Source organism: Flavobacterium sp., assembly GCF_043756175.1.
Lineage (GTDB): Bacteria > Bacteroidota > Bacteroidia > Flavobacteriales > Flavobacteriaceae > Flavobacterium.
Map to the genome: position 1 here is coordinate 1 of NZ_JAYURN010000063.1, position 22,641 is coordinate 22,641.

The following is a 22,641-nucleotide window of genomic DNA, read 5'->3' on the forward strand; positions in this document are numbered from 1 at the left end:
AGTTTGCTTTCAACTTCCTGAAAGTATTTTTCTGAATCTTTACCTTTAAGATTAAACATTCTTGTCGCAATTGGTTTTACAAGTGCTAAATCTGAGCTTATACTATCAGCTACTCCTGGATATTGGATTTTTATAGCTAGATTCTTTCCGTTTTTTGTTGCTTTATGTACTTGACCAATACTTGCTGCATTTACAGAGTCGGGAGAAAAAGTATCGTATATTTCTTCGGGGAATTTTCCTAAATATTTTTTAAATGTTTTACGAACTAGTGGTGCTGATAATGCTGGTACCGAAAATTGTGACAGCGAAAATTTATCTACATATGCCTGTGGCGTGATGCTTTTGTCCATACTGAGCATTTGAGCAACTTTGAGCGCACTTCCTTTCAAATTTTTTAGTCCATCATAAATATCTTCGGCATTATTTTCGTTAAGTTTATCTTTACTTAATGATGGGTTAACTATTTTTTCGCTGTAATAGGATATATAATTTCCACCTACTTTTACTCCTGTTTTTAATAGCTGACTAGCTCGTTCAATTTTTGTCGTAGGTATACTATCTAAGGTTTTCATAATTACATCATTTTTTCTTTCCAAAGAAATTTACCCAAATCAAATAGACTTTCTAATGGTTTAGTATCTAATAAATCGACAATTGTATTCACAGATTTTTCGATAATAATATCTGTTTTTTCAAATGATTTTGATGTATCATCTAACCAAAATTTTAAGATAAATAAAAACTGAATCCAAGCCCCTTCAGAGAAAACAGGTTTGGTGATTTTTGTTACTTTATCGCTAATCCCTGAATTACTATTTTCTATTATATTACCAATAAAATCCTTAAAATGATTCCTGAATTCCTTGAAGTCTTTTAGGTTTTTTATTCCTTCTTTGTTTTCTAATAAAGAATAAACAACATAACTTCTGTTTAAAGTTAATATTTCAAATAATGTGAAGTACAAGGACAATAATTTATTCTTATCTGGATAATTAGCATAATTCTCATCTTTTTCGAGAGTTGAAATTGTATTTTCAAAAAACTTATTCCAGATAGATTGTTTTAAAGCGTCGAGAGAACCAAAAAACGAATAAAAATCTGATTCTTCGATTGCGTTGTTTTTACAAAAAACATATACATTTTTTGTATTATGATTGTTTTCTAAAACATCATTCATATATAAACTAATGATTTTATTATCATCAATTATATCTTTTTTTGATTCCGATTTTTTTGCAGTTGCCATAATCATTTGATTAAATATCTTACACAAAGATAGTTATTGTTTAATTATAAAATAAAAAAGTTAAACAAAAAATTATGTTAAATATTTAAACAAAAAATGAAATGTAAAAAAACTGCTTCTCTCGAAACAGCTTTTAAAAAATTCCTATAAAAAATTAGTTTCCTGATTCCTTTTTAGCATCATTTACCATCTTGTCATTTGCAGTAATTGCAAATTCCACACGACGGTTTTGAGATTTCCCTTCGGATGTTTCATTAGAAGCAATAGGATCTGCCTCACCAAGTCCTGAAGTATTAAAACGAGAACTTGCCAAACCTTTTCCTGACAAATATGCTTTTACAGAAGCAGCTCTTTGTTGTGATAATGTCATGTTATAATCATCGGCACCTGAGCTATCAGTATAGCCATAAATTTGAATATCAGTATCCGGGTATTCCTTAAAAACAGGCACTAATTTATCTAGATTTGCTTTTGCAGTAGATGTCAATGTTGATTTGTTAGTATCAAAACGCACTGAGTTTTCACCTAAAACCAATTTGATTCCTTCTCCTACTCTTTCTACTTTTGCACCAGGCAAAGATTCTGATATCTTTCTAGCTTGTTTATCCATTTTGTTACCAATAACGCCACCAGCAACTCCACCAATAACACCGCCTAAAACAGCACCCAAAGCACCATTTCCACCTTTTCCGATGTTGTTTCCTAGAACACCACCTAGTATTGCACCTCCAACAGCGCCAATTGCTGCTCCACGTTGGGTTTTATTTGTGTTTTTTACTGATTCGCAACCTGATAAAACAGTTCCTAAAAGGAATGAAAGCGTAAATATGTATATAATAGATTTTTTCATAGTTGTAATTTTTAGTTTGATTTATTAAATTGATAAACAATATTTGTCATTTTACCACCAATATTTATTTTGTCAATCAGTTTGAATGATTCAGCTGTTTGATCTGCAACCGTAAGAATGTAACCTTGCTGCATTTTTTTAGCTTTTACACCTTCAGCTAAAAACTTCAATACAAATTGTCCGTCTTTGTTTACATACCATTTAATTTTTGAAGCAAAACTCATACAATTAACTTTTGTTAAAGCCATATCGCCCGAATCATTGTTTGAAATAAATTTCCAAGTACTACCTTCGAAGCATTTTGAGTCAGCCAAATCAAAAGAAGTAATTTTAAACATATCTGAACCTGCATAAGTTACAGAAGCGATTGTCCAATTTCCCTTGATAGCCACTTGAGATTTCCTGTCAACATTTGTTGCAGCTGCTGGAGCTGGAGTCTTACAAGAACTAGCTACTAAAGCTAATGCAAAAAATAAAATTAATTTTTTCATATTTAGATAATTTAATAAACACAAATTTATGAATAATAATCAGACAAAGATTATGAAATTCTTTTAATTATTTGTAAAATTACGACTACGTCAATTTGTCATTTCTATTGTTTTGGCACTTTATTTGACAAAAAATAAAATATAAATTTAATACTAAAAATCTAAATATTATGACAACAGGAAAAATTAATGTTTCGGTAGAAAACATCTTTCCCTTAATCAAGAAATTCTTATACAGCGATCATGAAATTTTCTTACGGGAATTAATTTCTAACGGTACCGACGCTACATTAAAACTAAAACACCTTACAAGTATAGGTGAAGCCAAAGTAGAATATGGAAATCCTATTATTGAAGTAAAAATCGATAAAGAAGGAAAAAAAATTCATATTATAGACCAAGGTCTAGGAATGACAGCTGATGAAGTAGAAAAATACATCAACCAAGTTGCTTTTTCTGGTGCCGAGGAGTTTTTAGACAAATACAAAGATTCTGCCAAAGATTCAGGTATTATTGGTCATTTTGGTTTGGGCTTTTATTCTGCTTTTATGGTTGCGGAAAAAGTTGAAATCATTACAAAATCATACAAGGATGAACCAGCTGCACATTGGACTTGCGATGGAAGCCCAGAATTCACTTTAACCTCAGCTGACAAAACTACTCGCGGAACTGAAATTATATTACATATTGCTGAAGATTCTTTAGAGTTTTTAGAAGATTCTAAAATCTCAGGTTTATTAAATAAGTATAATAAATTTATGCCTATTCCGATTAAATTTGGAACTAGAACAGAAAAAATCGAACAGAAAAAAGGAGAAGAAGTTGCTCCCGAAGACAAAGACAATATTTTTACAGAAGTAGAAGTTGACAATATCATAAACAATCCGAATCCAGCTTGGACAAAGCAACCAACGGATTTGACTGATGCCGATTACAAAGATTTTTACCGTGAGGTTTATCCAATGCAGTTTGAAGAACCTTTGTTTCATATTCATTTGAATGTGGATTATCCTTTTAACCTAACTGGAATCTTGTATTTTCCGAAATTGGGTTCTGATTTACAAATTCAGAAGGATAAAATTCAGTTGTACCAAAATCAGGTTTATGTAACCGATAATGTAGAAGGAATTGTTCCAGAATTTTTGATGATGCTTCGTGGTGTGGTAGATTCGCCAGATATCCCGTTGAATGTTTCTCGTTCTGGATTACAAGCCGATGGCGCTGTTAAGAAAATATCAAACTATATTACTCGTAAAGTTGCCGATAAACTAAAAGCTTTATTTACAGAAAACCGTGAAGATTTCGAACAAAAATGGAATGATATAAAAATCGTTTTAGAGTACGGAATGCTTTCGGAAGAGAAGTTCTACGAAAAAGCAGGTGCTTTTGTTTTGTATCCAACGGTCGATGGTAAATATTTTACTTTGGAAGAGCTAAAAGAAAACCTAGCAGCAAACCAAACCAACAAAGACGGAAAATTAGTTGTTTTATATGCGGGAAATAAGGAAGCACAACATTCTTATATAGAAATTGCAAAAGACAAAGGTTATGAAGTTTTATTATTAGACTCTCCTATCATCTCACATTTAATTCAGAAAATTGAAGGTGATAATCAAGATATTACTTTTGTTCGTGTCGATTCAGATCATATTGATAATTTGATTAAGAAAGAAGAAACTGCGATTTCTAAATTATCTGATGAGGAAAAAGAAAGCTTAAAAACATCATTAGAATCATTTATACCAAAAGCATATTCAGTACAACTAGAAGCTTTAGATAGTAATGCTTCGCCATTTATCATCACGCAACCAGAATTTATGCGTCGTATGAAAGAAATGAGTCAATCTGGTGGTGGTAGTGTGTTTGGCATGAGTCATATGCCAGAAATGTACAATTTAGTTGTAAATACAAATTCTGATTTAGCTGCTTCCATTTTAAATAACAAAGACAAATCGGCACAAGAAAACTTGGTTAAACAAGCTTTAGATTTGGCGAAATTGTCTCAAAATTTACTAAAAGGAGAAGAATTAACTGCTTTTGTAAAGAGAAGTTTTGAATTGATTAAATAGCCTTGATTCATTTTCATGAAAAACCTGCGAGTTCATTATTATTTAATTGCAGGTTTTTTTGTTTTATAAAATTAATTATTCTGAAACCAAACTTTCTAAATATGCTAGAAATCTTGAAATTATTCCTCTCTTTTCAGAAACGTAATTTTCACTTTTTGAAATACGGTCAAAAGCTCTGAAAGTTGAAATGAAAAAAGTAATAAAACAAAGTATTACAATTGCTGTGAAAATTAAAATGTCTAAATTTTTCATTTACTTCTTCAATTTTAAATTAAAAAAAACTAAAAACCCTATGATAGTTGGTGGCCATAATCCTATGAAAACCGCTTTTTCAAAGTTTTCTTGAACTAAATAAATATATTCGGAAATAAATATTAAAAGTAATACTACGATTAAAATAAAAATTTCTGATTTTTTAAATTTGTTAAACATATTTTACTGTTTTTAAGATTAATATCAAACTTACATAATATACAAGTAAAAGTAGATATATTTTTTTAAGTAATATGTTTATATTTGATTTATTTTATCATCAGAAATCATCTATTTATTTAGTTTGTAATAATTCCGCTATCTTCTTTTTTCTCTTTATTTAACAAATTAGGATCTTCTTTAGCTAATTTATTTTTAGTAGGGATTTTATAATTTAAAGTAAAACCAAATCTGCGTGTATCGTATTTACTTTCTAATAAAACTGTTGTACCTACAGGATTAAATTCTTGTTTACTTGTATTTAAAACATCATCAAAATTTACAGGTTTTTTTATAAATATACCTGATTAAAAGCTCACTATTATTCATAAAAAAACCTTTCAGCATTTATATTCTGAAAGGCTTTTCCTTAAGTTTTTTTTTATTACTTACTCGTAAAAATATTGAGTCGTAGATTGTGTCACACTATTCATTTTATATATTTCTGTAATTGGAAAATTATTTGTGTTATATGTATAACTTGCCTCTTCTAGATCGCCTTGATAATTAGTTATTGATATGAAGTTATTTGATGAGTTATTAAAGAAATCATTAAAAATAATTTTATTATAACCCAAAACATTTTTTAAAGGATGATTTTTAGTATCATAACTACATGTTTCCGTTACGGTACTCGCTGGGTTAATTTCATTTGTTACAATACTTCCTGAAGTTATTGTACCATTTGAGACAGCTGTAGTTTGAGCTGTTAGATTTCCATTATATTCTTGAAAAGAAATTGAACCATTACTATTATGTGTAAAATTAGTTTTTCCGACATAATTTGCAGGATAAGTAGTAGCCTCTCCATGGTTAATGCTAATTGCTTTAATTAAATCATTATTAACATTATATGTAAAATTAACTGTAAGGTCTAAAACTGCTGGACTAATAAAATATTCCCATTTTGTTATTAAATCTCCTGTATAGGTTATTATTTCATAATCACCATCAGAGTCATTAATTCTAACTAACTTATTTCCATTGTAAATATAGTTCAAAGTAAATACAGCTCCAATATTAGCCCCATTACTATCTGTTTCTACAGATCTTTTTAATAAAATTCCATTTGGGTCTACAGTAGGAATAGCTGGTTCGTCTTCATTTTTAGAACAAGAAGTAAAAGCAAGTGTCATAACACTTAGTAATAGGATAATTTTTTTCATTAAGTTTGGGTTTTTAAATTTTCACAAAGCAAAAAAAAAAAAAACGATATAATACTATTTTTCTTATTTTTATTTCAGAATTTTAAAACTATAATATTGAAAATGAATTGTCAAAATTCCAAAATGTGGTAAATGTAATTCTCTTAAAGTTTTAAATTTTAATAATACTAAGTTAAAAGTAAATCTGTAATTGATTCCTAATATTCGAGAATTACAGATTTTTTAATATCAAAAAATTAAACCTTTTCATAACTTCATAGTCTTATCAATAAACATTAAAAGACTATGAAAAAAATAACCACTCTCCTATTTGTCTTTCTAGGAATTACATTAGGTTTTGCTCAAGGAAATGATTCACCAGAATTTAGTGGAGATAATTTTAGTTTAGAAGGCGCTCTAGCCATCTTTAAAAAATCGAATTCATTAGAAGAATTCGAAAAACTCATTAACGAGGAAAACAACAACGTAAACAATCTCGATTTGAATAATGATGGCAACATCGATTATATAAATGTAGATGATATTAAAGATAATGATACACATGTAATTGTCTTAAGTACTTATTTGAGTGAAAACGAAAAACAAGACATAGCAACAATTGGTATCGAAAAAACCGGAAACGAAGAAGCAACCCTGCAAATAGATGGTGATAACGAATTGTATGCTGAAAACACTATTGTAGAGCCATTTGACACTCAAGAATCGATAGAGAAATCTAAATCTGGCCCAGCTATGCCAGAGATTATTACAACTAATATCATGGTAAATGTTTGGTTTTGGCCAAGTGTTCGTTTTATTTATGCTCCAAGATATGTAGTTTGGGCTTCGCCACACCGTTGGGGATTTTATCCAAAATGGTGGAAACCATGGAAAGCGCATCACCACCATGTTTTTTATAAAAGATGTGCGCCACATAGAGTGTATTATCACAAAACTGCTGTTCGACGTGTAGCGGTAGCCAGAAAAGTATATGCTCCAAAAAGACATTCATCTACATTGGTTGTTAAAAATCGTCGTGGAACAACGGTAATTCACAAAAACAAACGTGGAAATGTAAAAGCAGTAAAAGTTTCAAGAAGAGGAAGACGCTAATTTAAACATCTCATGATGAACAATAACACACTTTGGTCTTTGCGATTGGGGTTTTCTAACCAACAATCTCAAACTATTGCGAGTTTGGGTTTGCAAAAATTTTTAGAAAAATCCTTTCAAGCAAAATACGATTCTCAAATTCCTACTTTTTTAGATGAAAGCCCAAAATCGTATACAGAATTAAGGGAAATTCGTCAAAAAATAAAATCTGACCCAGACGCTGCAAAAGAAATGCTCAAAAAAGAGGTGCAAGTTTCTAATGAGATGAAAGCGTGGTGGATTGAAAAAATGATGGCAAATGAGTTTCCGCTTCAAGAAAAAATGACTTGCTTCTGGCACAATCATTTTGTGTCTACATATCAGAAAGTGAAGGTGAATTATTGGATTTTTCAGCACAATCAGTTGTTACGAGAAAATGCTTTTGGCAATTTTAAAGAATTGACTAAAAAAGTTTTGAAAAGCAATGCTATGGTTCGTTATTTGGATAACGTAGATAACCGAAAAGACAAACTCAATGAGAATTTAAGTCGCGAATTATTAGAATTATTCACACTCGGAATCGGGAATTATACCGAAAGTGATATTAAAAACGGGGCAAAAGCCCTAGCAGGTTTGGGAATTGGCGAAAACGAAGCACAATACCGTCCTATTTTTGAAGACAATGACACTATAACTTATTTAGGCAAAATAGGAAAGTTTAAAGTCGATGATTTAGTAGATATTATTTTCGAACAAAAAAATATTCCCTATTTCATTACAGAAAAAATACTGAAATGGTTTATTTACGACAATCCATCGGCTGAATTAGTTACTTATTATGGTGATTATTTTAAGAAAATGAATTTCGAAATCAAACCTTTGTTAATGAAGATTTTTACGGAAGAATTTACTAAAAAAACAGCGGGTTCAAAAATAAAAAATCCGTTAGAATATAGTTTACAACTTATTTCAGAATTACATATCGAATTAGAAAATCCAAAAATATTAGTTTTATTTCTTCGAGAACAAGGAATGGATTTATTTAATCAACCCAATGTAAAAGGTTGGATTGGCGGAAATTCGTGGCTTACCTCGCAAGTGTATTTGCAACGAAATAATGTTGCCGATTTGTTTTGTAGCGGTAGAACTATTAATAGAAAAATGTTTAAAGCAGAAGAAAAAGACAATGAAATACTATTCCAGAAAACAAACATTAAACTCGATTGGAATAAAAAAGGGAACAACAAACAAATTATCGAAGAATTAAAAAATCGCTTATTGTTTGAAACCGATGATAACACACAAAAAGATTTCGAAAAAATACTAAAATACGATTTCGATGCTACAACTGAAGGTTCTGAAAACGCCGTTTTACGTTTGTTTAATGCCATGGTAAAAACTCCGGAATACCAACTAATTTAATACTAAAATCATGAACAGAAGAAACTTTCTCTCACTTACAGGAACTTTTACTGGTGGTGCTTTATTATTACCTGATTTTTTGTTTGCTTTTGGTTCTCAACAAAATCTGGTTATTGGCGAACAATGTTTGGTTTTTGTACAATTAAATGGTGGAAATGATGGTTTAAATACATTTGTTCCGTTCGAGAATCCTTTGTATTATGATTTACGTCCTAAGATTGCCTTATCAAAAAACGAAGTAATTAGTGCTACACGAGGAATGGCTTTTCATCCAGCTCTAAAAAGTTTTGCAACAATGCAACAAAACGGTGATTTGGCTGTGATTCAAAATGTGGGTTATCCAGAACCAATTCGTTCCCATTTTCGCAGTCAGGAAATTTGGCAAACAGGCTCGGCTTCAAATCAGTATTTAGATGATGGTTGGCTGGGACGATATCTAGATTTGCAGTGCAAAGAACATCAGCCAACAGCGGGAATTAATCTAGATTCGATAGACAATTTAGCTTTAAAAGGACAAGAGCCAAATTCTATTACTGTAAAAGATCCGAATAGATTTAAGACCAATAAAGATAACGATGATTCAGTTCAATTATCGACTAATCCGCAGTTGGATTTTGTTCGAAAAATAGCCAATTCGGTTACAGAAGGCTCGGACGAAATTCAGAAAGCATTAGCAAAATCAACATCGGAAATGAGTTATCCAAAAACGGGTTTGTCCAAAAATTTAGAATGGATTGCAAGATTAATAAAAGGAAATTTGAATTCGAAAGTGTATTATACTTCCCTCGGAGGATTCGATACACACGACAATCAATTGGCCATTCACAATAACAAACTCTCTGAATTGAATAATGCAATTTTTAGTTTTTATACTGATTTAAAAAATGCTAAACTGATGCAAAATGTAACTATTGTGGTTTTTTCTGAGTTTGGTCGCCGTGTAAAAGACAATGGAAAAGGAACCGATCACGGAACTGCTGCTCCTATGTTTATTATTGGCGGAAGCAATAAAGGAAAAGTGATGGGAAATAATCCTAATCTTTCTGATTTAGATAATGGAGATTTAAAACATGAAACAGATTTTAGAAGTGTATACGCCTCATTATTACAAAACAAATTAAATTTTGATGCAACAAAAATTGGGATTCAAAATAAAAAAACGGAAGGTTTGTTTTAAAAGGTAATATCCCAAAAAGTGTCAATGATTATTCTTTTACTTCTACTTCTTTTGTTAGAGCTGAAAATAATTTTTCTATTTCTAAAGGTTTCCAAAGAATTCCATTAAATAAATGTGCATTTTCTTTATCTTCTTTTGTCATTACATCAGCCGTGACTGCAAAAATAGGTGTATTATTATTTAGATTTTTGTTAGATCGAATAAGCGTTGTAGCTTCGAAACCGTTCATCTCTGGCATGTGAATATCCATTAAGATAAAATCATATTTTTTTTGTTTTGCCAATTCAAAAGCTTCTTTTCCATTTTTAGCATGATCTGTAATTACACCCCAATTAGACAATAATTTTTTCATAAGCAAAGCATTCATCGGAGTATCCTCGGCAAGTAATGCTATCTTATCTTTCAGTTGATAGGCATTAGTTTTTGTAGTAATTATTTCTTGAGAAACCTTTCTGATTTTAATTTCAAAATAAAATTCGGATCCTACTTTTTCTTTGCTTTTTACTCTAATTTCACTATTATGCAATTCGACTAATTTTTTTACGATAGCTAACCCAAGACCTGTTCCGCCTTGTTTTCTGGTCATTATTGGTTTAATTTGGGAGAAACTAACAAAAATCTCTAACATATCACTTTCTGAAATTCCTTCTCCAGTATCTATTACTTTAAATATTATTGTATCAAATTCATTTTCTTCTTTTAACAATTCAACTATAAAATCTACTTTGCCATAATCTGTGAATTTTATTGCATTGCTAATCAGATTACTAAGTATTTGTGATAGTTTTGTTTTGTCTAAAAGATAATTTTGATCTGATTTTAGGTTTGTTATTAGGTTTAAATTTAAATTTTTATTGTTTGCTAATCCTGAATGAAGATTTAATATATTATCACATAATTGCGAAAGATTGATATTATGCTTTTCTAATTTTGCTTTATTAGAATCTAACTTAGTAAAATCGAGAATATCATTTACTATGCTTATCAAGTTGTCTGAAGCAAATTGTAAACTTTTTAATAGTTTTTTACTTTCACCATTAATCTGATTGTCAAGTATAGATACTATTGTTGTTATTGCATTTAGCGGAGTACGAATCTCATGACTCATAATAGAAAGAAATTCTTGTTTTAATCTTACCGACTCTTCTTCGTCTCTATTCTTTTTTTCGATAGCAATTTGTTTCTCTTTTTGGAGTAATGCTTCACTTTCTAAGACATTCATCTTATTAATTAAATCATAGTTTTCTATTACTTTGAGTGTTTGAGTATTTATAACAGATTCTTTCTCTTTTAGATAACATTCTAAATATTCCAGGGATTTTATATTGTCATTACTTTTTTTAAAAATTAAATATAACAAATGATAATTTTTAATTTTTATCATCGACATATTGTGACGGATAGTTAATTCTAATCCTTCTTGAGCTTTTTCTTGAGCTTTATCATACAAATCTAATTTTAAATATAAAACACCTAGCTTGTTTAAGCACATAGCTGCACCCATGTTTTCCCCCATTTTTCTATGAGTAACAACAGCTTCTAAAAAATCTGATTCAGCATTTTCTAAATCATCATTTTTTAAATAAATTTTTCCTCTACCATAAATTGCAAATGCATAACCACGAATGTCGTTTGTTTTTCTCTTTAACATAATAGAATATTCTATCATGTTCATTGCGATTTTTGTTTTTTCCCTTTTTAATAACAACCCAGAAAGATTATTGTAAACATTTGATTCTAAGTTGTATTCTCCTATTTTCTTTGCAACTTTGATTGAACTTTTGTATGATTTGAATGCATTATAAGAATCCCCAATATATTCATAAATGGTTCCAATTGCTTTCTCTACTTTAGATTGATTGTATAAATCATTGTTCTTTTTATATAATTTAAGTGCATCTATAAGATAAACTAGTCCTGCATGATAATTATTGGTTTTGTAGTAAACACTTCCTATATTATATTTTGCATCTGCAATTCCTATATCATCATTTAATTGAGTAAAATATACAATTGCTTCTTCGGATTTTTTGTTAGATTGATCAAAATCACTAATAATCATAAAATACAAAGAAAGCTGATTCAAACTTTTTCCTATTAATGATTTATCACCTATATTTCTACTAATTTGAAGTGCAATTTCGGCAGTTTCAATACTTTTAGGTAAATTATTAATTCTACCAGAATAGGAATCCTCTAAAAGCTGAATTACTTTATTTTTTTCTGACAAAACGTTAATATTCATAAAGTTTAAGTGGTTTTTTTCATAATCTCTACTCAAATATATAAATTTAATTTTACATAAAACTTGTAACAGATAAATCATGATTTTTTAATTAAAGAATTTAAATTCGAAGTTAGAATCATATGAACTAAAATTAGCCTTATCTTTGCCCGCTTTTTAAAATTTATATAATGACAAATAATAGTGTACTAAAAGGGGTTTTTCTTGTAGGATTAGGAGCTACAAGCTACGGTATGTTGGCAACTTTTGTAAAACTGGCTTATTCCCACAAAGGAATTACTGGTAATACATTTACACCAGCCGAAGTAATTTCAGCTCAGTTTATAATAGGAATTATCGCCATTCTCATAATAAACGCTTTGCAAAAAGCAAAAAAAAGAACTGAAGTAGTTAAAGCAACTCCAAATAATATAAAGCAACTTATGATTGCTGGAACTTCGACAGGATTAACCAGTATATTTTATTATTTAGCGGTCAAATATATTCCCGTTTCTATAGGAATTGTATTGTTGATGCAAACTGTTTGGATTGGTGTTTTATTAGAAATGTTTTTAGAGAAAAAAATGCCTTCTAAAATAAAAATCGCAGCAGTTTTTGTAGTTTTATTCGGAACTGCATTGGCGACAAACTTAATTCAAAACAAAATAGAGTTAGATTGGCGAGGAATTGTTTTAGGGCTTTTAGCAGCAGCTTCATTTACCACAACAATGTTTACTGCAAATAGAGTTGCTACTGAAATTTCATCTGCACAACGCAGCTTGTATATGCTTTTAGGTGGTGCGATTATTGTTTTTATTTTTGCTATTTTCACACAAACGACTCCTTTCAATTATGATATTTTTTACAAATGGGGAATTCTTTTGGCCCTTTTTGGAACAGTAATTCCGCCCATGTTAATGAATGCTGGTTTTCCGCTAACGGGAATTGGATTGGGAAGTATTGTTTCGGCTCTAGAACTTCCGGTTTCGGTAATGATGGCTTATTTTATTTTGAACGAAACCGTTGTTATCACACAATGGATAGGAATTATTCTAATTATTCTTGCTATTGTGATTATGAATATTCAATTTGAAAAAAAATAATATAATTTTAACTTATTTAAAACTTTTTTAGGTAAATTCGTAATAAATAATTTTAATTATGAATTTACCTTGGCATTTATATCTAATGGCTTTGCTATATATTTTAGCGGGTTTCAATCATTTTAGAAATCCGAGATTGTATATAAAAATCATTCCTCCATATTTTTCAAATCCTAAACTATTAAACTCACTAAGCGGTATTGCCGAAATAATTTTGGGGATTTTTCTTTGTTTACCTTTCACATCAAAATTTGCTTCTTGGGGAATTATTGCATTACTAATCGCCATTTTTCCTGCAAACTTATATATGTACAAAAATGACAATGCGAGTCTAGGTATGTCTAAAACGATGCGGTTATTAAGATTACCAATACAACTTGTCTTAATATTTTGGGCATATTTATATACTTGATAAATAAATTATTAAACAAAAAAACAGTACTTAATGAAAAGGAATGATGTTTATCATTTTTTTTATTTTTAAAATATGAATTCTCTATTTCCTGAAGAAAAAATTATTTTCAATCTGGCCGATGCCGAAATCGAATATTATCCCGATTTTTTTTCTTTGGCAAAAGCCAATGAACTTTTCTTAAAACTTCAACAAGAAATTCCTTGGCAACAAGACAGTATAACTGTTTTCGGGAAAAAACATGCACAACCAAGACTAACTGCGCTTTTTGGCAATGAAGGAAAGCCTTATGGTTATTCGAATATTGTGATGCAACCTCATCCATGGACACCATTGATTGTTTTTATAAAAGAAGAAATAGAGCAAATTTGTAATGAAAACTTTACCACCGTTTTATTAAATAATTATAGAAATGGTCAAGATAGCAATGGTTGGCATGCTGATAATGAAAAGGAATTGGGTCGAAATCCTATAATTGCTTCGGTAAGTTTTGGAGCCGAAAGGGTTTTTCAGTTAAAACACAATAAACTCGAACTGAAACAAAATATCGTTTTGCAACACGGAAGTTTATTAATTATGAAAGGTAGTACGCAACATTTTTGGAAACATCAAATTCCGAAAACAAAAAAAGAAATTGACCCTAGAATAAATCTAACTTTTAGAATTATCAAATAGTTTTTTTGCTAAATTTGATAAAATATTTTTTTTATGAATGAAATTGTAACCTATTTTCAAAATATTTCTTCTTCCCATAGAAGTTTTTTAATTGTTGGTGGTATTACGCTTTTTTGGATTATCGAAAATGGATTTCCTCTTTTCAAATTCAAATATAACAAATGGCAACACGCTGGTATCAATGTTTTTTTTACACTTACTACTATTATTATCAATTTTACATTGGCAATAATTTTGTTTAAAAGTTCTATTTGGGTTACCGAAAATGAGTTTGGAATTTTACATTGGTTGTCTATAAAATCTCTTTTATTGCAAGCTATTATTGGATTATTGTTTATGGATTTAATTGGTGCTTATACGCCACATTACGTACAACATAAAACGAAAATATTGTGGCGTTTTCATCTCATCCATCATACAGACACTTGGATAGATACAACCTCAGCAAACAGACACCATCCTGGAGAAAGTGTGATTCGTTTTTTATTTACAACCTTAGCAATTATAATAGTTGGCGCTCCAATATGGTTGTTTTTCTTGTACCAATCATTGTCAATTTTTTTATCACAATTTAATCACGCAAACATTACTTTGCCTAAAAAATTAGACAATTTTATTAGTTATTTTATTGTTTCGCCTAATATGCATAAGGTACATCATCATTATGTTTTACCGTATACCGATAGTAATTATAGTAATATTTTTTCGGTTTGGGACAGGTTATTTGGTACTTTTTTAAGTCTCCCAATGAGCGAAATTATTTATGGAATTGATACTCATATGAATCCTGAAGAACACAATAAACTCTGGAATTTATTAAAAATTCCTTTCAGATCAAGTCATACATTTGTATCAGAATTAAATAAATGAAAATAATTTTCAAATCTTAGTTTTTTTTGATTAATATTGGAATATAATTTGTAACCTTTAAAAAAAATAAACTGAATTGTTTTTAAAATAATGAAAAAAAGTAAAAGCATAGAATTGAGTTGGGAAGAAACTCAAAAATTAATCACATTGGCAAATGAGGAAAGAAATCCTTTTGAAATCATTAAAAAAGAACTAGGTATTGAAGAAAAACAGGTTCTTGAAATTATGAAAAAGAAGTTGCCAGCAGACAAATTTGAAATTTGGAAAAAGAAAGCCAATGCTGGAAAACCAAAACCGAAGCAAATTAAAATTGATGAGTTTGATGATGACTTAGACGGTAAATATTATATAAAAAACAAGTTTGACTAAATAAATATAGTAAAAGGCTGTTCTTAAGAACAGCCTTTTACTATATTAAAATATTATGTATTAGTTAAATGATTTTCATAGCCGTTATTACATAATAAATTGCCCAGCCTACAAAACCAACAATTACTACCCAAAGCCAAGCTGGAATAGAGTGTGGTGTTTCGCTACCTTCAATTAGAAATTTTTTCTGGTCGCCTTTTCCGTAAGCATTTATCATTATTGGGATCACACCATCTACGATTTCATTTTCTTTGATACCTTCAATTGCAATTGCCGGGCCATTTCTTACCTTGAACGGAATTTTACGAATACCTTCTTTACCATTTGGGTCTTTACTCACAATTTTTAAAATATGATCACCGTCGACTAATTTTGTTGTATCCAATTCAAAATTTATTGGTACCGAAAATTCTCCATAAGGTTTTTGATTGTCGTCTAAAAATAAGATTACAGAACTTTTATTGCTCATAATTTTTTATTTTAAAATTGAATATTTAATATGATCTGTATTTTTTTCTCCAGGTTTAATTAACCATTTTAAAGAATAAAACAATGTGATTAATGCAATGATTATGGTAAACCAAATACTAATATAATCCCAATTACTTTCTGGTCCAACACCATGAACAATACCACGCAAAACTTTTGGTTGGTTGCGCTCACAAACCGGACAAGCAAATACTGCGATTTGAAATACCATTAGAAATAGAAATGTGATTAATTTTTTCATTTTTACTGATTTGTTGCAGAAACTTTAATTTTTATAAAATCCATGATTTTTTTAATTTCTTCGGGTGTTACTTTTTTGCCTTTATTCCCCCAAGAACTTCTTTCGTAATTTATGATGGCTGCCACTTCATTTTCGGTCAGATTCATATTGGTTCCAACACCAGCCATAACACCAAATTCCGGCCTTGCATCATAGCCATTCATAATAATATCCACATACAATTCGAGGTTTTCTCCTTCAACAACAGGACTCCCTTTTAGTGATGGAAATGCTCCTTTTAGTCCTTCTCCATTGGCTTGATGGCAAGCTGCACAATTGGCTTCATATAAAGATTTTCCGTTTACAGACTCTCCTTCCTTAGAATTTTTAGTATCAACAACTTCTTTTTTATACAAAAACTCAGCTGGCAATATTCCACTTGGCAAAGGTGTTTGTTTTAACGATTGTATATAGGCTACCAATTGTAAAGCTTCATTTGTAGCGACAACTTTACCAGTTTTTCCGTTGAGGAATTGTTCTGGCATACTAACAATTATATCTGTTTTTAAGGGAACTGCTTTTATTTCAAAAAGCCATTTATATGAAGGCATAATTGATTGCGGTACAACTGACCTTGGATTGAATAAGTGCATTAAATTCCAATCTTTACTAGGCTGACGATTACCAACATCGGTTAAATCTGGGCCAGTTCTTTCTGTCCCCATTAGTGTTGCTGTGTTTTGCCAAATACTGGTTCGACCAATATTCGCATAATCCGCTGCCATTCCCGGACGGCTTCCAAACATTTTATCCATTTCAACATTTCTAACTTGTTGGGAGTGACAGCCTACACAGCCTTCGGAAATGTAAAGTAGTTTCCCAGCTTTAGCATCACCAGAAAGTGGCTTTGTTCCTGGCAAAGGCAGGTTGTTGTATTGATTTTGAAATGCTGGCATTATCACAACCAAATAGGTTAAAAATGTAAATAAAAGCCCAGCTGTGATGTATAATCTCTTGTGGTTATTGAAAATATTCATGGCAATAATTATTTGATTTGTTTTTCTAGAATCTTAAACGCTTCGTCTTTTACATCCACTTCTTCCAATTCTTTGGTTGTCATCTGATAGAAATTGTAAGCAAAAACCAAGTGAGAGATAAACATCAAACTTCCACCGATGGCACGCCAAAGCCAATAATCAAACATTAAAACGACACTGTCGATGAATGGCTTTCCTTCCATCCACATTAATCCTCTTAAAGTTGCCCCAATGGATAGTGGAACTGAATACAATATCAATCCAATAAAGGCCAGCCAAAAATGAACTCCAACCAAGTGTTGTGGTGGTTCTTTTCCTGTCAATCTTGGTATCACTACATAAAATCCACCCCAAAGTGCAAATGTTATAATTCCGTAGAAACCTAAATGCGCATGAGCAACAGTGAAATCGGTAAAGTGCCAAATCAAATTGGTAAACTTGAATGCTTCAGCCGTGCCTTGTAATGACACAATAAAATAATAAACTACGGCTACTAGGAAAAAAGGTAACGTGTAACTTGTACCTACTTTGTTCCATTGTCCCTTAAAAGTCATTGAGAAATTTATAGTGCCAGCTACAACAGGAATTATCATCCCTGCGCTTCCAACGATAGCAACCGTTTGGAGCCACCAGGGCAATGGAGCAAAAACAAAGTGATGTGTACCAATTATGGTATAGAATATTATTTGTGTCCAAAAAGCTAAAATACCTAGACTATAAGCATAAATGGGTCTATTCAATTGTTGTGGAATAAAGTAATACAACAAGCCAAGAGTATAAAGTGTAAACCACATACCAACACCCGAATGCATAAAGTATCCTTGCACAATAGTTTCAGAAACGCCGTCCTGCCAAAAAGGTAAATAAGCGGTAAGTGCCACAATGATTGTAAAAATAATAGCTGAAACAATGTACCAATTTGCAATGTAAATTTCTTTGGTTGTTCGTATGGCTACAGTTAAAATAAAATTAGCCAAAGTAAGAATAAGTGCTACTGCAAATAGCGCCATGACTGGCCAAATGTATTCTCTAAATTCGCCTCCACCATTATTGATGCCAGACATTAAGCAAATGGTTCCAAAAATTACCATCAAATTGGTTAATGCTAATGCAAACCAACCCCATTTCAAACTATAAATTTTAGCATTACTTACAATTGGAACAACATAATACCCTAATCCTATCATTGCTAGAGATGCCCAACCCCAAAAAACAATATTGGTATGAACAGGCCTCAATCTTCCGAAACTCAACCAACTTTGATGGTCCATATCTGGCGCTACAAATTTTATCCCTAAATATTCTCCAATTCCAGTTCCGACAACCAACCAAAAAGTGGCACAACCAAAATACCATAAAATGAGTTTTGCAATTCCGGGTTCTAAACTTGGTTTTTGAACGGCTCTTTTTTTCAAAGCAGTAAAATGCACTTGATGCTTGTCACTGATATTGTTTAGAATTCCGATTTTGTCTTCTGCTTTTTCAGTTCCTGAAAGTTCAAAATTAGTTAGACTATAATCTAAAGCTGTTTCTCTATTATGTAAAGTTTCTTCTAATTGGGAGGTGTCAATACTTTTCAAATGATTTGCAAATGCTTCGGCTTCGGCAATTTTTTCTTTATTCAAATAAAGTTTAACCATATTATTGGCTTTTACCATTGCGAATATGACACCCAGTAAAATTGGAATTAATATTAAAATAATTGTAATTATTATGCCCGGTTGAGAAAAGAAATTCTCCTTTTGATTTTTAAAATCCTGAGCGATTATAGTCGTGGAACATAAAAGAAATAACACTAAAATATTTGCTTTATTGTTTTTCAAATTCCCTAATTTTTGAATTTGACTTTTGCTTAGATTCTTTAAATGCTCCGAAAAATGTTCTTCGGTTCCCAATTGGTTCCATTCTTCATTTTCAACAACTTTGTTTTTAAATTTGTAATACAAACTCCCAATAAAAAGTACCGTTGGAACAAGTACGACTATAAACACCAACCACAAAGCTAAAGTATTGGAATTATCGCTGATTATGTTAGTCGCGTCCTTAGCATAACTAATTTTTGACATCAAAAAAGTCATCAAAAAAGTGAGAAATAATTTTTTATTTGGTTTCATATTTTACTTGTTTATTTATTTATTTTTTTTGTTCTATTTTTATTATAAAATTCTAACTTTCAAATCATTGATTTTAAATTGCCCAGTAAATATCATCTAAAATATTTTTTAATACTTGTACAACATTGTGTGAGATTTGTAAAATTCATAGGTCTTAATAAAATAGCAGTATTTAATATATTAATATCTTTTTATCTTTTATTATAATAAAAAAAGCTATTTATTTTTAAGGAAAAATTTTCCTGTATCTAACTTTTCATTAAAGTTGGCTATGGTATTGTCTTCAAGCATTGTAATTAAATTTTTTTTTATTTCCTTGAACTCAAAATGAACTGGGCAAGGATTTTTCTCTGAACATAATTTTAAACCAATAACACAATCCTTATAAATTCCGTCACCATCAATAGCTTTAACAACATCTGCAATCGAGCATTTCAAATTTATTCGATCCAAATAAAATCCACCATTTGGACCTTTCACAGAATTTAACAAATTTTTTTTACCTAAATCCTGCAATATTTTCGCGATGAAATGTTCTGGTGCGTCTATGCCTTTTGCAATTTCCTTTACACCTACTCGCAACTCATCTTTCGATTTTTGAGCCACAAATATCATTGCTTTAATTGCATACTCACAAGATTTTGAAAACATTGATTTATAAATTTATGGTACAAATGTAAAAAAAAATTAAATATAAAAAGAGTTTTTTATCTTTTTATATTTAAAAAAACACCTCAAGTTTCCTCGAGGCGTTCCCATATAAAATATATTGCAATTATGCTTTACCAGCAGCAATTAAGTTTAATGCAGAACCGGCTACAAACCAACCAATTTGACTATCATTGTAAGTATGGTTTGCTAAAATAATATCTTTTGAGCCATCAGCATGAACAAATTCTATGGTTAATGGTTTTCCAGGAGCAAAATCAACTAAATCTGTAAAGTTAATTGTATCGTCTTCTTGAATTTTATCGTAATCTGCTTCATTAGCAAAAGTAAGACCTAACATTCCTTGTTTTTTCAAATTTGTTTCGTGAATACGAGCGAACGATTTCACTAAAACTGCTACAACACCCAAGAAACGTGGTTCCATAGCCGCGTGTTCACGTGAAGAACCTTCTCCATAATTATGATCTCCTACAACAACTGAAGGAATACCAACTGATTTGTACACTCTTGCCACCGCAGGAACTTCACCATATTCACCAGTTAATTGATTTTTAACCGAATTGGCTTTACAATTGAAAGCATTTTCTGCACCAATTAACATATTGTTAGAAATATTATCTAAATGTCCACGAAAACGTAACCAAGGTCCGGCCATAGAAATATGATCCGTCGTACATTTTCCGAACGCTTTAATTAACAATTTCGCACCTTCGATATTTTTACCGTCCCAAGGTGCAAATGGTGCTAATAATTGTAATCTATCTGAAGTTGGCGAAACCACTACTTCCACGGTAGAACCATCTTCAGCCGGCGCTTGAAAACCTGCGTCTTCTACATCGAAACCTTTAGTGGGTAATTCGTCTCCTTTTGGTGGGTTTAATTTTATTTCCATACCCGTATCACTCAACAAAGTGTCAATTAATGGATTGAAATCTAATCTTCCCGAAATCGCAATTGCTGCTACCATTTCTGGCGAGGTTACAAATGCGTGTGTATTCGGATTTCCGTCGGCTCTTTTAGAAAAATTACGGTTAAACGAGTGAATAATAGTATTTTTCTCTTGTTTGTCTGCTCCTGCTCTATCCCATTGTCCGATACATGGTCCGCACGCATTGGTAAATACTTTGGTTCCCATTTTTTCGAAAGTGGCGATAATTCCATCTCTTTCAATCGTATATCTAATTTGTTCAGAACCTGGATTAATTCCGAATTCAGCTTTTGGTGTGATACCGTGTGCAACGGCTTGTTCCACAATAGATGCGGCTCTCGACATATCTTCGTAAGAAGAGTTCGTACAAGAACCAATTAAACCCCATTCTACTTTAATAGGCCAGCCGTTTTGTGCGGCTTCTTCTTTCATTTTAGAAACTGGCGTTCCTCTATCTGGTGTGAATGGTCCGTTAATATGTGGTTCTAATTCTGATAAGTTAATTTCAATTAATTGATCGAAATATTGCTCTGGATTAGCATATACTTCTGCATCACCTGTTAAATAATCCGCGACTTTATCTGCTGCATTTACCACATCTTGGCGACCAGTTGCTGCTAAATATCTTCTCATCGAATCATCGTAACCAAAGGTTGAAGTTGTGGCTCCAATTTCTGCACCCATATTACAAATCGTACCTTTTCCTGTACAAGACATATTTATTGCACCTTCACCAAAATACTCTACAACAGCTCCAGTCCCACCTTTTACAGTAAGAATGTCTGCCACTCTTAGAATTACATCTTTTGGAGATGACCAACCGCTAAGTTTTCCTGTTAGTTTCACTCCAATTAGTTTAGGAAATTTTAATTCCCAAGACATTCCAGACATGACATCAACGGCATCTGCACCACCAACTCCAATGGCTAGCATTCCTAAACCACCTGCGTTTACAGTGTGTGAATCGGTACCAATCATCATTCCGCCAGGGAAGGCATAATTTTCTAAAACGATTTGGTGAATAATTCCAGAACCTGGTTTCCAGAATCCAATTCCGTATTTATTAGAAACGGATGAAAGGAAATCGAAAACTTCTTTGGATTGTTTATTCGCGAAAGCTAAATCTTCGGCAGCACCAGATTTTGCTTGAATTAAGTGATCACAATGCACTGTTGTTGGAACAGCAACTGTTTTTTTACCTGCGTGCATAAATTGCAATAAAGCCATTTGCGCGGTTGCATCTTGACATGCGACTCTATCTGGAGCGAAATCCACATAATCTTCGCCTCTTTTAAAAGTGGTAGTTGGTGTTTTTTTCCATAAGTGAGCATATAAAATCTTCTCGGTTAAGGTAAGTGGACGACCGACTAATTCGCGAGCTTTATCTACACGAGCAGCCATACTTGCGTACACTTTTTCAATCATTTTTATATCGAATGCCATAGTATTTATTTTATGTTATTTGTTTGAATATAATCATCACAATTTACAAAAAATAAAGAAGGAATAAAAGAAAAAGCCCGAGTTTATCACTCGGGCTTTTCAATTATGATTAGTTAACTATTTGA

Annotated in this window: 21 protein-coding genes; 9 read left to right on the forward strand and 12 right to left on the reverse strand. The window is 31.2% G+C overall.

The window, feature by feature from the left end; genetic code table 11:
- The 4 genes from ACH2BP_RS03970 to ACH2BP_RS03985 form a co-directional block, all read right to left on the reverse strand.
- Nucleotides 1–572 (reverse strand): AarF/UbiB family protein (locus ACH2BP_RS03970; RefSeq protein WP_395057231.1); only part of this gene is annotated, 572 nt, incomplete at its 3' end.
- A 2-nt stretch (nucleotides 573–574) separates the two neighbouring features.
- Complete coding sequence (locus tag ACH2BP_RS03975) at nucleotides 575–1,246, reverse strand: TetR family transcriptional regulator C-terminal domain-containing protein (protein WP_395057233.1); 672 nt, start codon at nucleotides 1,244–1,246, stop codon at nucleotides 575–577.
- 154 nt (nucleotides 1,247–1,400) lie between these two features.
- Nucleotides 1,401–2,096, reverse strand: a complete 696-nt coding sequence (locus ACH2BP_RS03980; protein WP_395057235.1) for an OmpA family protein — start codon at nucleotides 2,094–2,096, stop codon at nucleotides 1,401–1,403.
- An 11-nt stretch (nucleotides 2,097–2,107) separates the two neighbouring features.
- Nucleotides 2,108–2,587 (reverse strand): lipocalin family protein, encoded by a 480-nt coding sequence (locus tag ACH2BP_RS03985; protein ID WP_395057237.1) that lies wholly within the window; start codon nucleotides 2,585–2,587, stop codon nucleotides 2,108–2,110.
- 170 nt (nucleotides 2,588–2,757) lie between these two features.
- Between ACH2BP_RS03985 and htpG the strand changes: the two genes are divergently transcribed.
- Nucleotides 2,758–4,656, forward strand: coding sequence for a molecular chaperone HtpG (gene htpG, locus ACH2BP_RS03990; protein WP_395057239.1), 1,899 nt, complete (start codon nucleotides 2,758–2,760; stop codon nucleotides 4,654–4,656).
- 860 nt (nucleotides 4,657–5,516) lie between these two features.
- On the opposite strand, the gene ACH2BP_RS03995 is transcribed toward htpG, so the two are convergent.
- Entirely contained in the window at nucleotides 5,517–6,293 is a 777-nt protein-coding gene (locus ACH2BP_RS03995; RefSeq protein ID WP_395057241.1) for a hypothetical protein, read from the reverse strand.
- Between the two features lie 285 nt (nucleotides 6,294–6,578).
- On the opposite strand from ACH2BP_RS03995, the gene ACH2BP_RS04000 reads away from it, so the two are divergent.
- Genes ACH2BP_RS04000 through ACH2BP_RS04010 form a run of 3 tightly spaced genes read left to right on the forward strand, consistent with a single transcriptional unit; the run spans nucleotide 6,579 to nucleotide 9,963 of the window.
- Complete coding sequence (locus ACH2BP_RS04000) at nucleotides 6,579–7,385, forward strand: hypothetical protein (protein WP_395057243.1); 807 nt, start codon at nucleotides 6,579–6,581, stop codon at nucleotides 7,383–7,385.
- A 12-nt stretch (nucleotides 7,386–7,397) separates the two neighbouring features.
- On the forward strand, nucleotides 7,398–8,786 hold the full coding sequence (locus tag ACH2BP_RS04005) for a DUF1800 domain-containing protein (RefSeq protein ID WP_395057245.1): 1,389 nt from the start codon (nucleotides 7,398–7,400) through the stop codon (nucleotides 8,784–8,786).
- Nucleotides 8,787–8,796: 10 nt separating this feature from the next.
- Entirely contained in the window at nucleotides 8,797–9,963 is a 1,167-nt protein-coding gene (locus ACH2BP_RS04010) for a DUF1501 domain-containing protein (protein WP_395057247.1), read from the forward strand.
- Between the two features lie 28 nt (nucleotides 9,964–9,991).
- Here the strand turns inward: ACH2BP_RS04010 and ACH2BP_RS04015 are convergent, their stop codons facing one another.
- Complete coding sequence (locus ACH2BP_RS04015; RefSeq protein WP_395057249.1) at nucleotides 9,992–12,208, reverse strand: ATP-binding protein; 2,217 nt, start codon at nucleotides 12,206–12,208, stop codon at nucleotides 9,992–9,994.
- 170 nt (nucleotides 12,209–12,378) lie between these two features.
- On the opposite strand from ACH2BP_RS04015, the gene ACH2BP_RS04020 reads away from it, so the two are divergent.
- The 5 genes from ACH2BP_RS04020 to ACH2BP_RS04040 all read left to right on the forward strand — a co-directional run bounded on the left by ACH2BP_RS04020 (nucleotide 12,379) and on the right by ACH2BP_RS04040 (nucleotide 15,616).
- Nucleotides 12,379–13,290 (forward strand): EamA family transporter, encoded by a 912-nt coding sequence (locus ACH2BP_RS04020; RefSeq protein ID WP_395057251.1) that lies wholly within the window; start codon nucleotides 12,379–12,381, stop codon nucleotides 13,288–13,290.
- Between the two features lie 58 nt (nucleotides 13,291–13,348).
- Nucleotides 13,349–13,702: a DoxX family protein gene (locus ACH2BP_RS04025; protein ID WP_395057253.1), complete on the forward strand. Its 354-nt coding sequence runs from the start codon at nucleotides 13,349–13,351 to the stop codon at nucleotides 13,700–13,702.
- A gap of 75 nt (nucleotides 13,703–13,777) precedes the next feature.
- Nucleotides 13,778–14,377 (forward strand): alpha-ketoglutarate-dependent dioxygenase AlkB family protein, encoded by a 600-nt coding sequence (locus ACH2BP_RS04030; RefSeq protein WP_395057255.1) that lies wholly within the window; start codon nucleotides 13,778–13,780, stop codon nucleotides 14,375–14,377.
- A 33-nt stretch (nucleotides 14,378–14,410) separates the two neighbouring features.
- On the forward strand, nucleotides 14,411–15,247 hold the full coding sequence (locus tag ACH2BP_RS04035) for a sterol desaturase family protein (protein WP_395057257.1): 837 nt from the start codon (nucleotides 14,411–14,413) through the stop codon (nucleotides 15,245–15,247).
- Between the two features lie 90 nt (nucleotides 15,248–15,337).
- Nucleotides 15,338–15,616, forward strand: coding sequence for a DUF2805 domain-containing protein (locus tag ACH2BP_RS04040; RefSeq protein ID WP_395057259.1), 279 nt, complete (start codon nucleotides 15,338–15,340; stop codon nucleotides 15,614–15,616).
- Nucleotides 15,617–15,680: 64 nt separating this feature from the next.
- On the opposite strand, the gene ACH2BP_RS04045 is transcribed toward ACH2BP_RS04040, so the two are convergent.
- The 6 genes from ACH2BP_RS04045 to ACH2BP_RS04070 form a co-directional block, all read right to left on the reverse strand.
- Entirely contained in the window at nucleotides 15,681–16,085 is a 405-nt protein-coding gene (locus ACH2BP_RS04045) for a cytochrome C (RefSeq protein WP_395057261.1), read from the reverse strand.
- 6 nt (nucleotides 16,086–16,091) lie between these two features.
- A complete protein-coding gene (locus ACH2BP_RS04050; RefSeq protein ID WP_395057263.1) occupies nucleotides 16,092–16,346 on the reverse strand; it encodes a hypothetical protein in 255 nt (84 codons plus the stop codon).
- A 2-nt stretch (nucleotides 16,347–16,348) separates the two neighbouring features.
- Nucleotides 16,349–17,362 (reverse strand): cytochrome c, encoded by a 1,014-nt coding sequence (locus ACH2BP_RS04055; RefSeq protein WP_395057265.1) that lies wholly within the window; start codon nucleotides 17,360–17,362, stop codon nucleotides 16,349–16,351.
- An 8-nt stretch (nucleotides 17,363–17,370) separates the two neighbouring features.
- Complete coding sequence (locus tag ACH2BP_RS04060; RefSeq protein WP_395057267.1) at nucleotides 17,371–19,476, reverse strand: cbb3-type cytochrome c oxidase subunit I; 2,106 nt, start codon at nucleotides 19,474–19,476, stop codon at nucleotides 17,371–17,373.
- A gap of 216 nt (nucleotides 19,477–19,692) precedes the next feature.
- A complete protein-coding gene (locus ACH2BP_RS04065; protein ID WP_395057269.1) occupies nucleotides 19,693–20,127 on the reverse strand; it encodes an RrF2 family transcriptional regulator in 435 nt (144 codons plus the stop codon).
- Between the two features lie 124 nt (nucleotides 20,128–20,251).
- Nucleotides 20,252–22,516, reverse strand: a complete 2,265-nt coding sequence (locus ACH2BP_RS04070) for an aconitate hydratase (RefSeq protein ID WP_395057271.1) — start codon at nucleotides 22,514–22,516, stop codon at nucleotides 20,252–20,254.
- Nucleotides 22,517–22,641 lie beyond the last annotated feature (125 nt).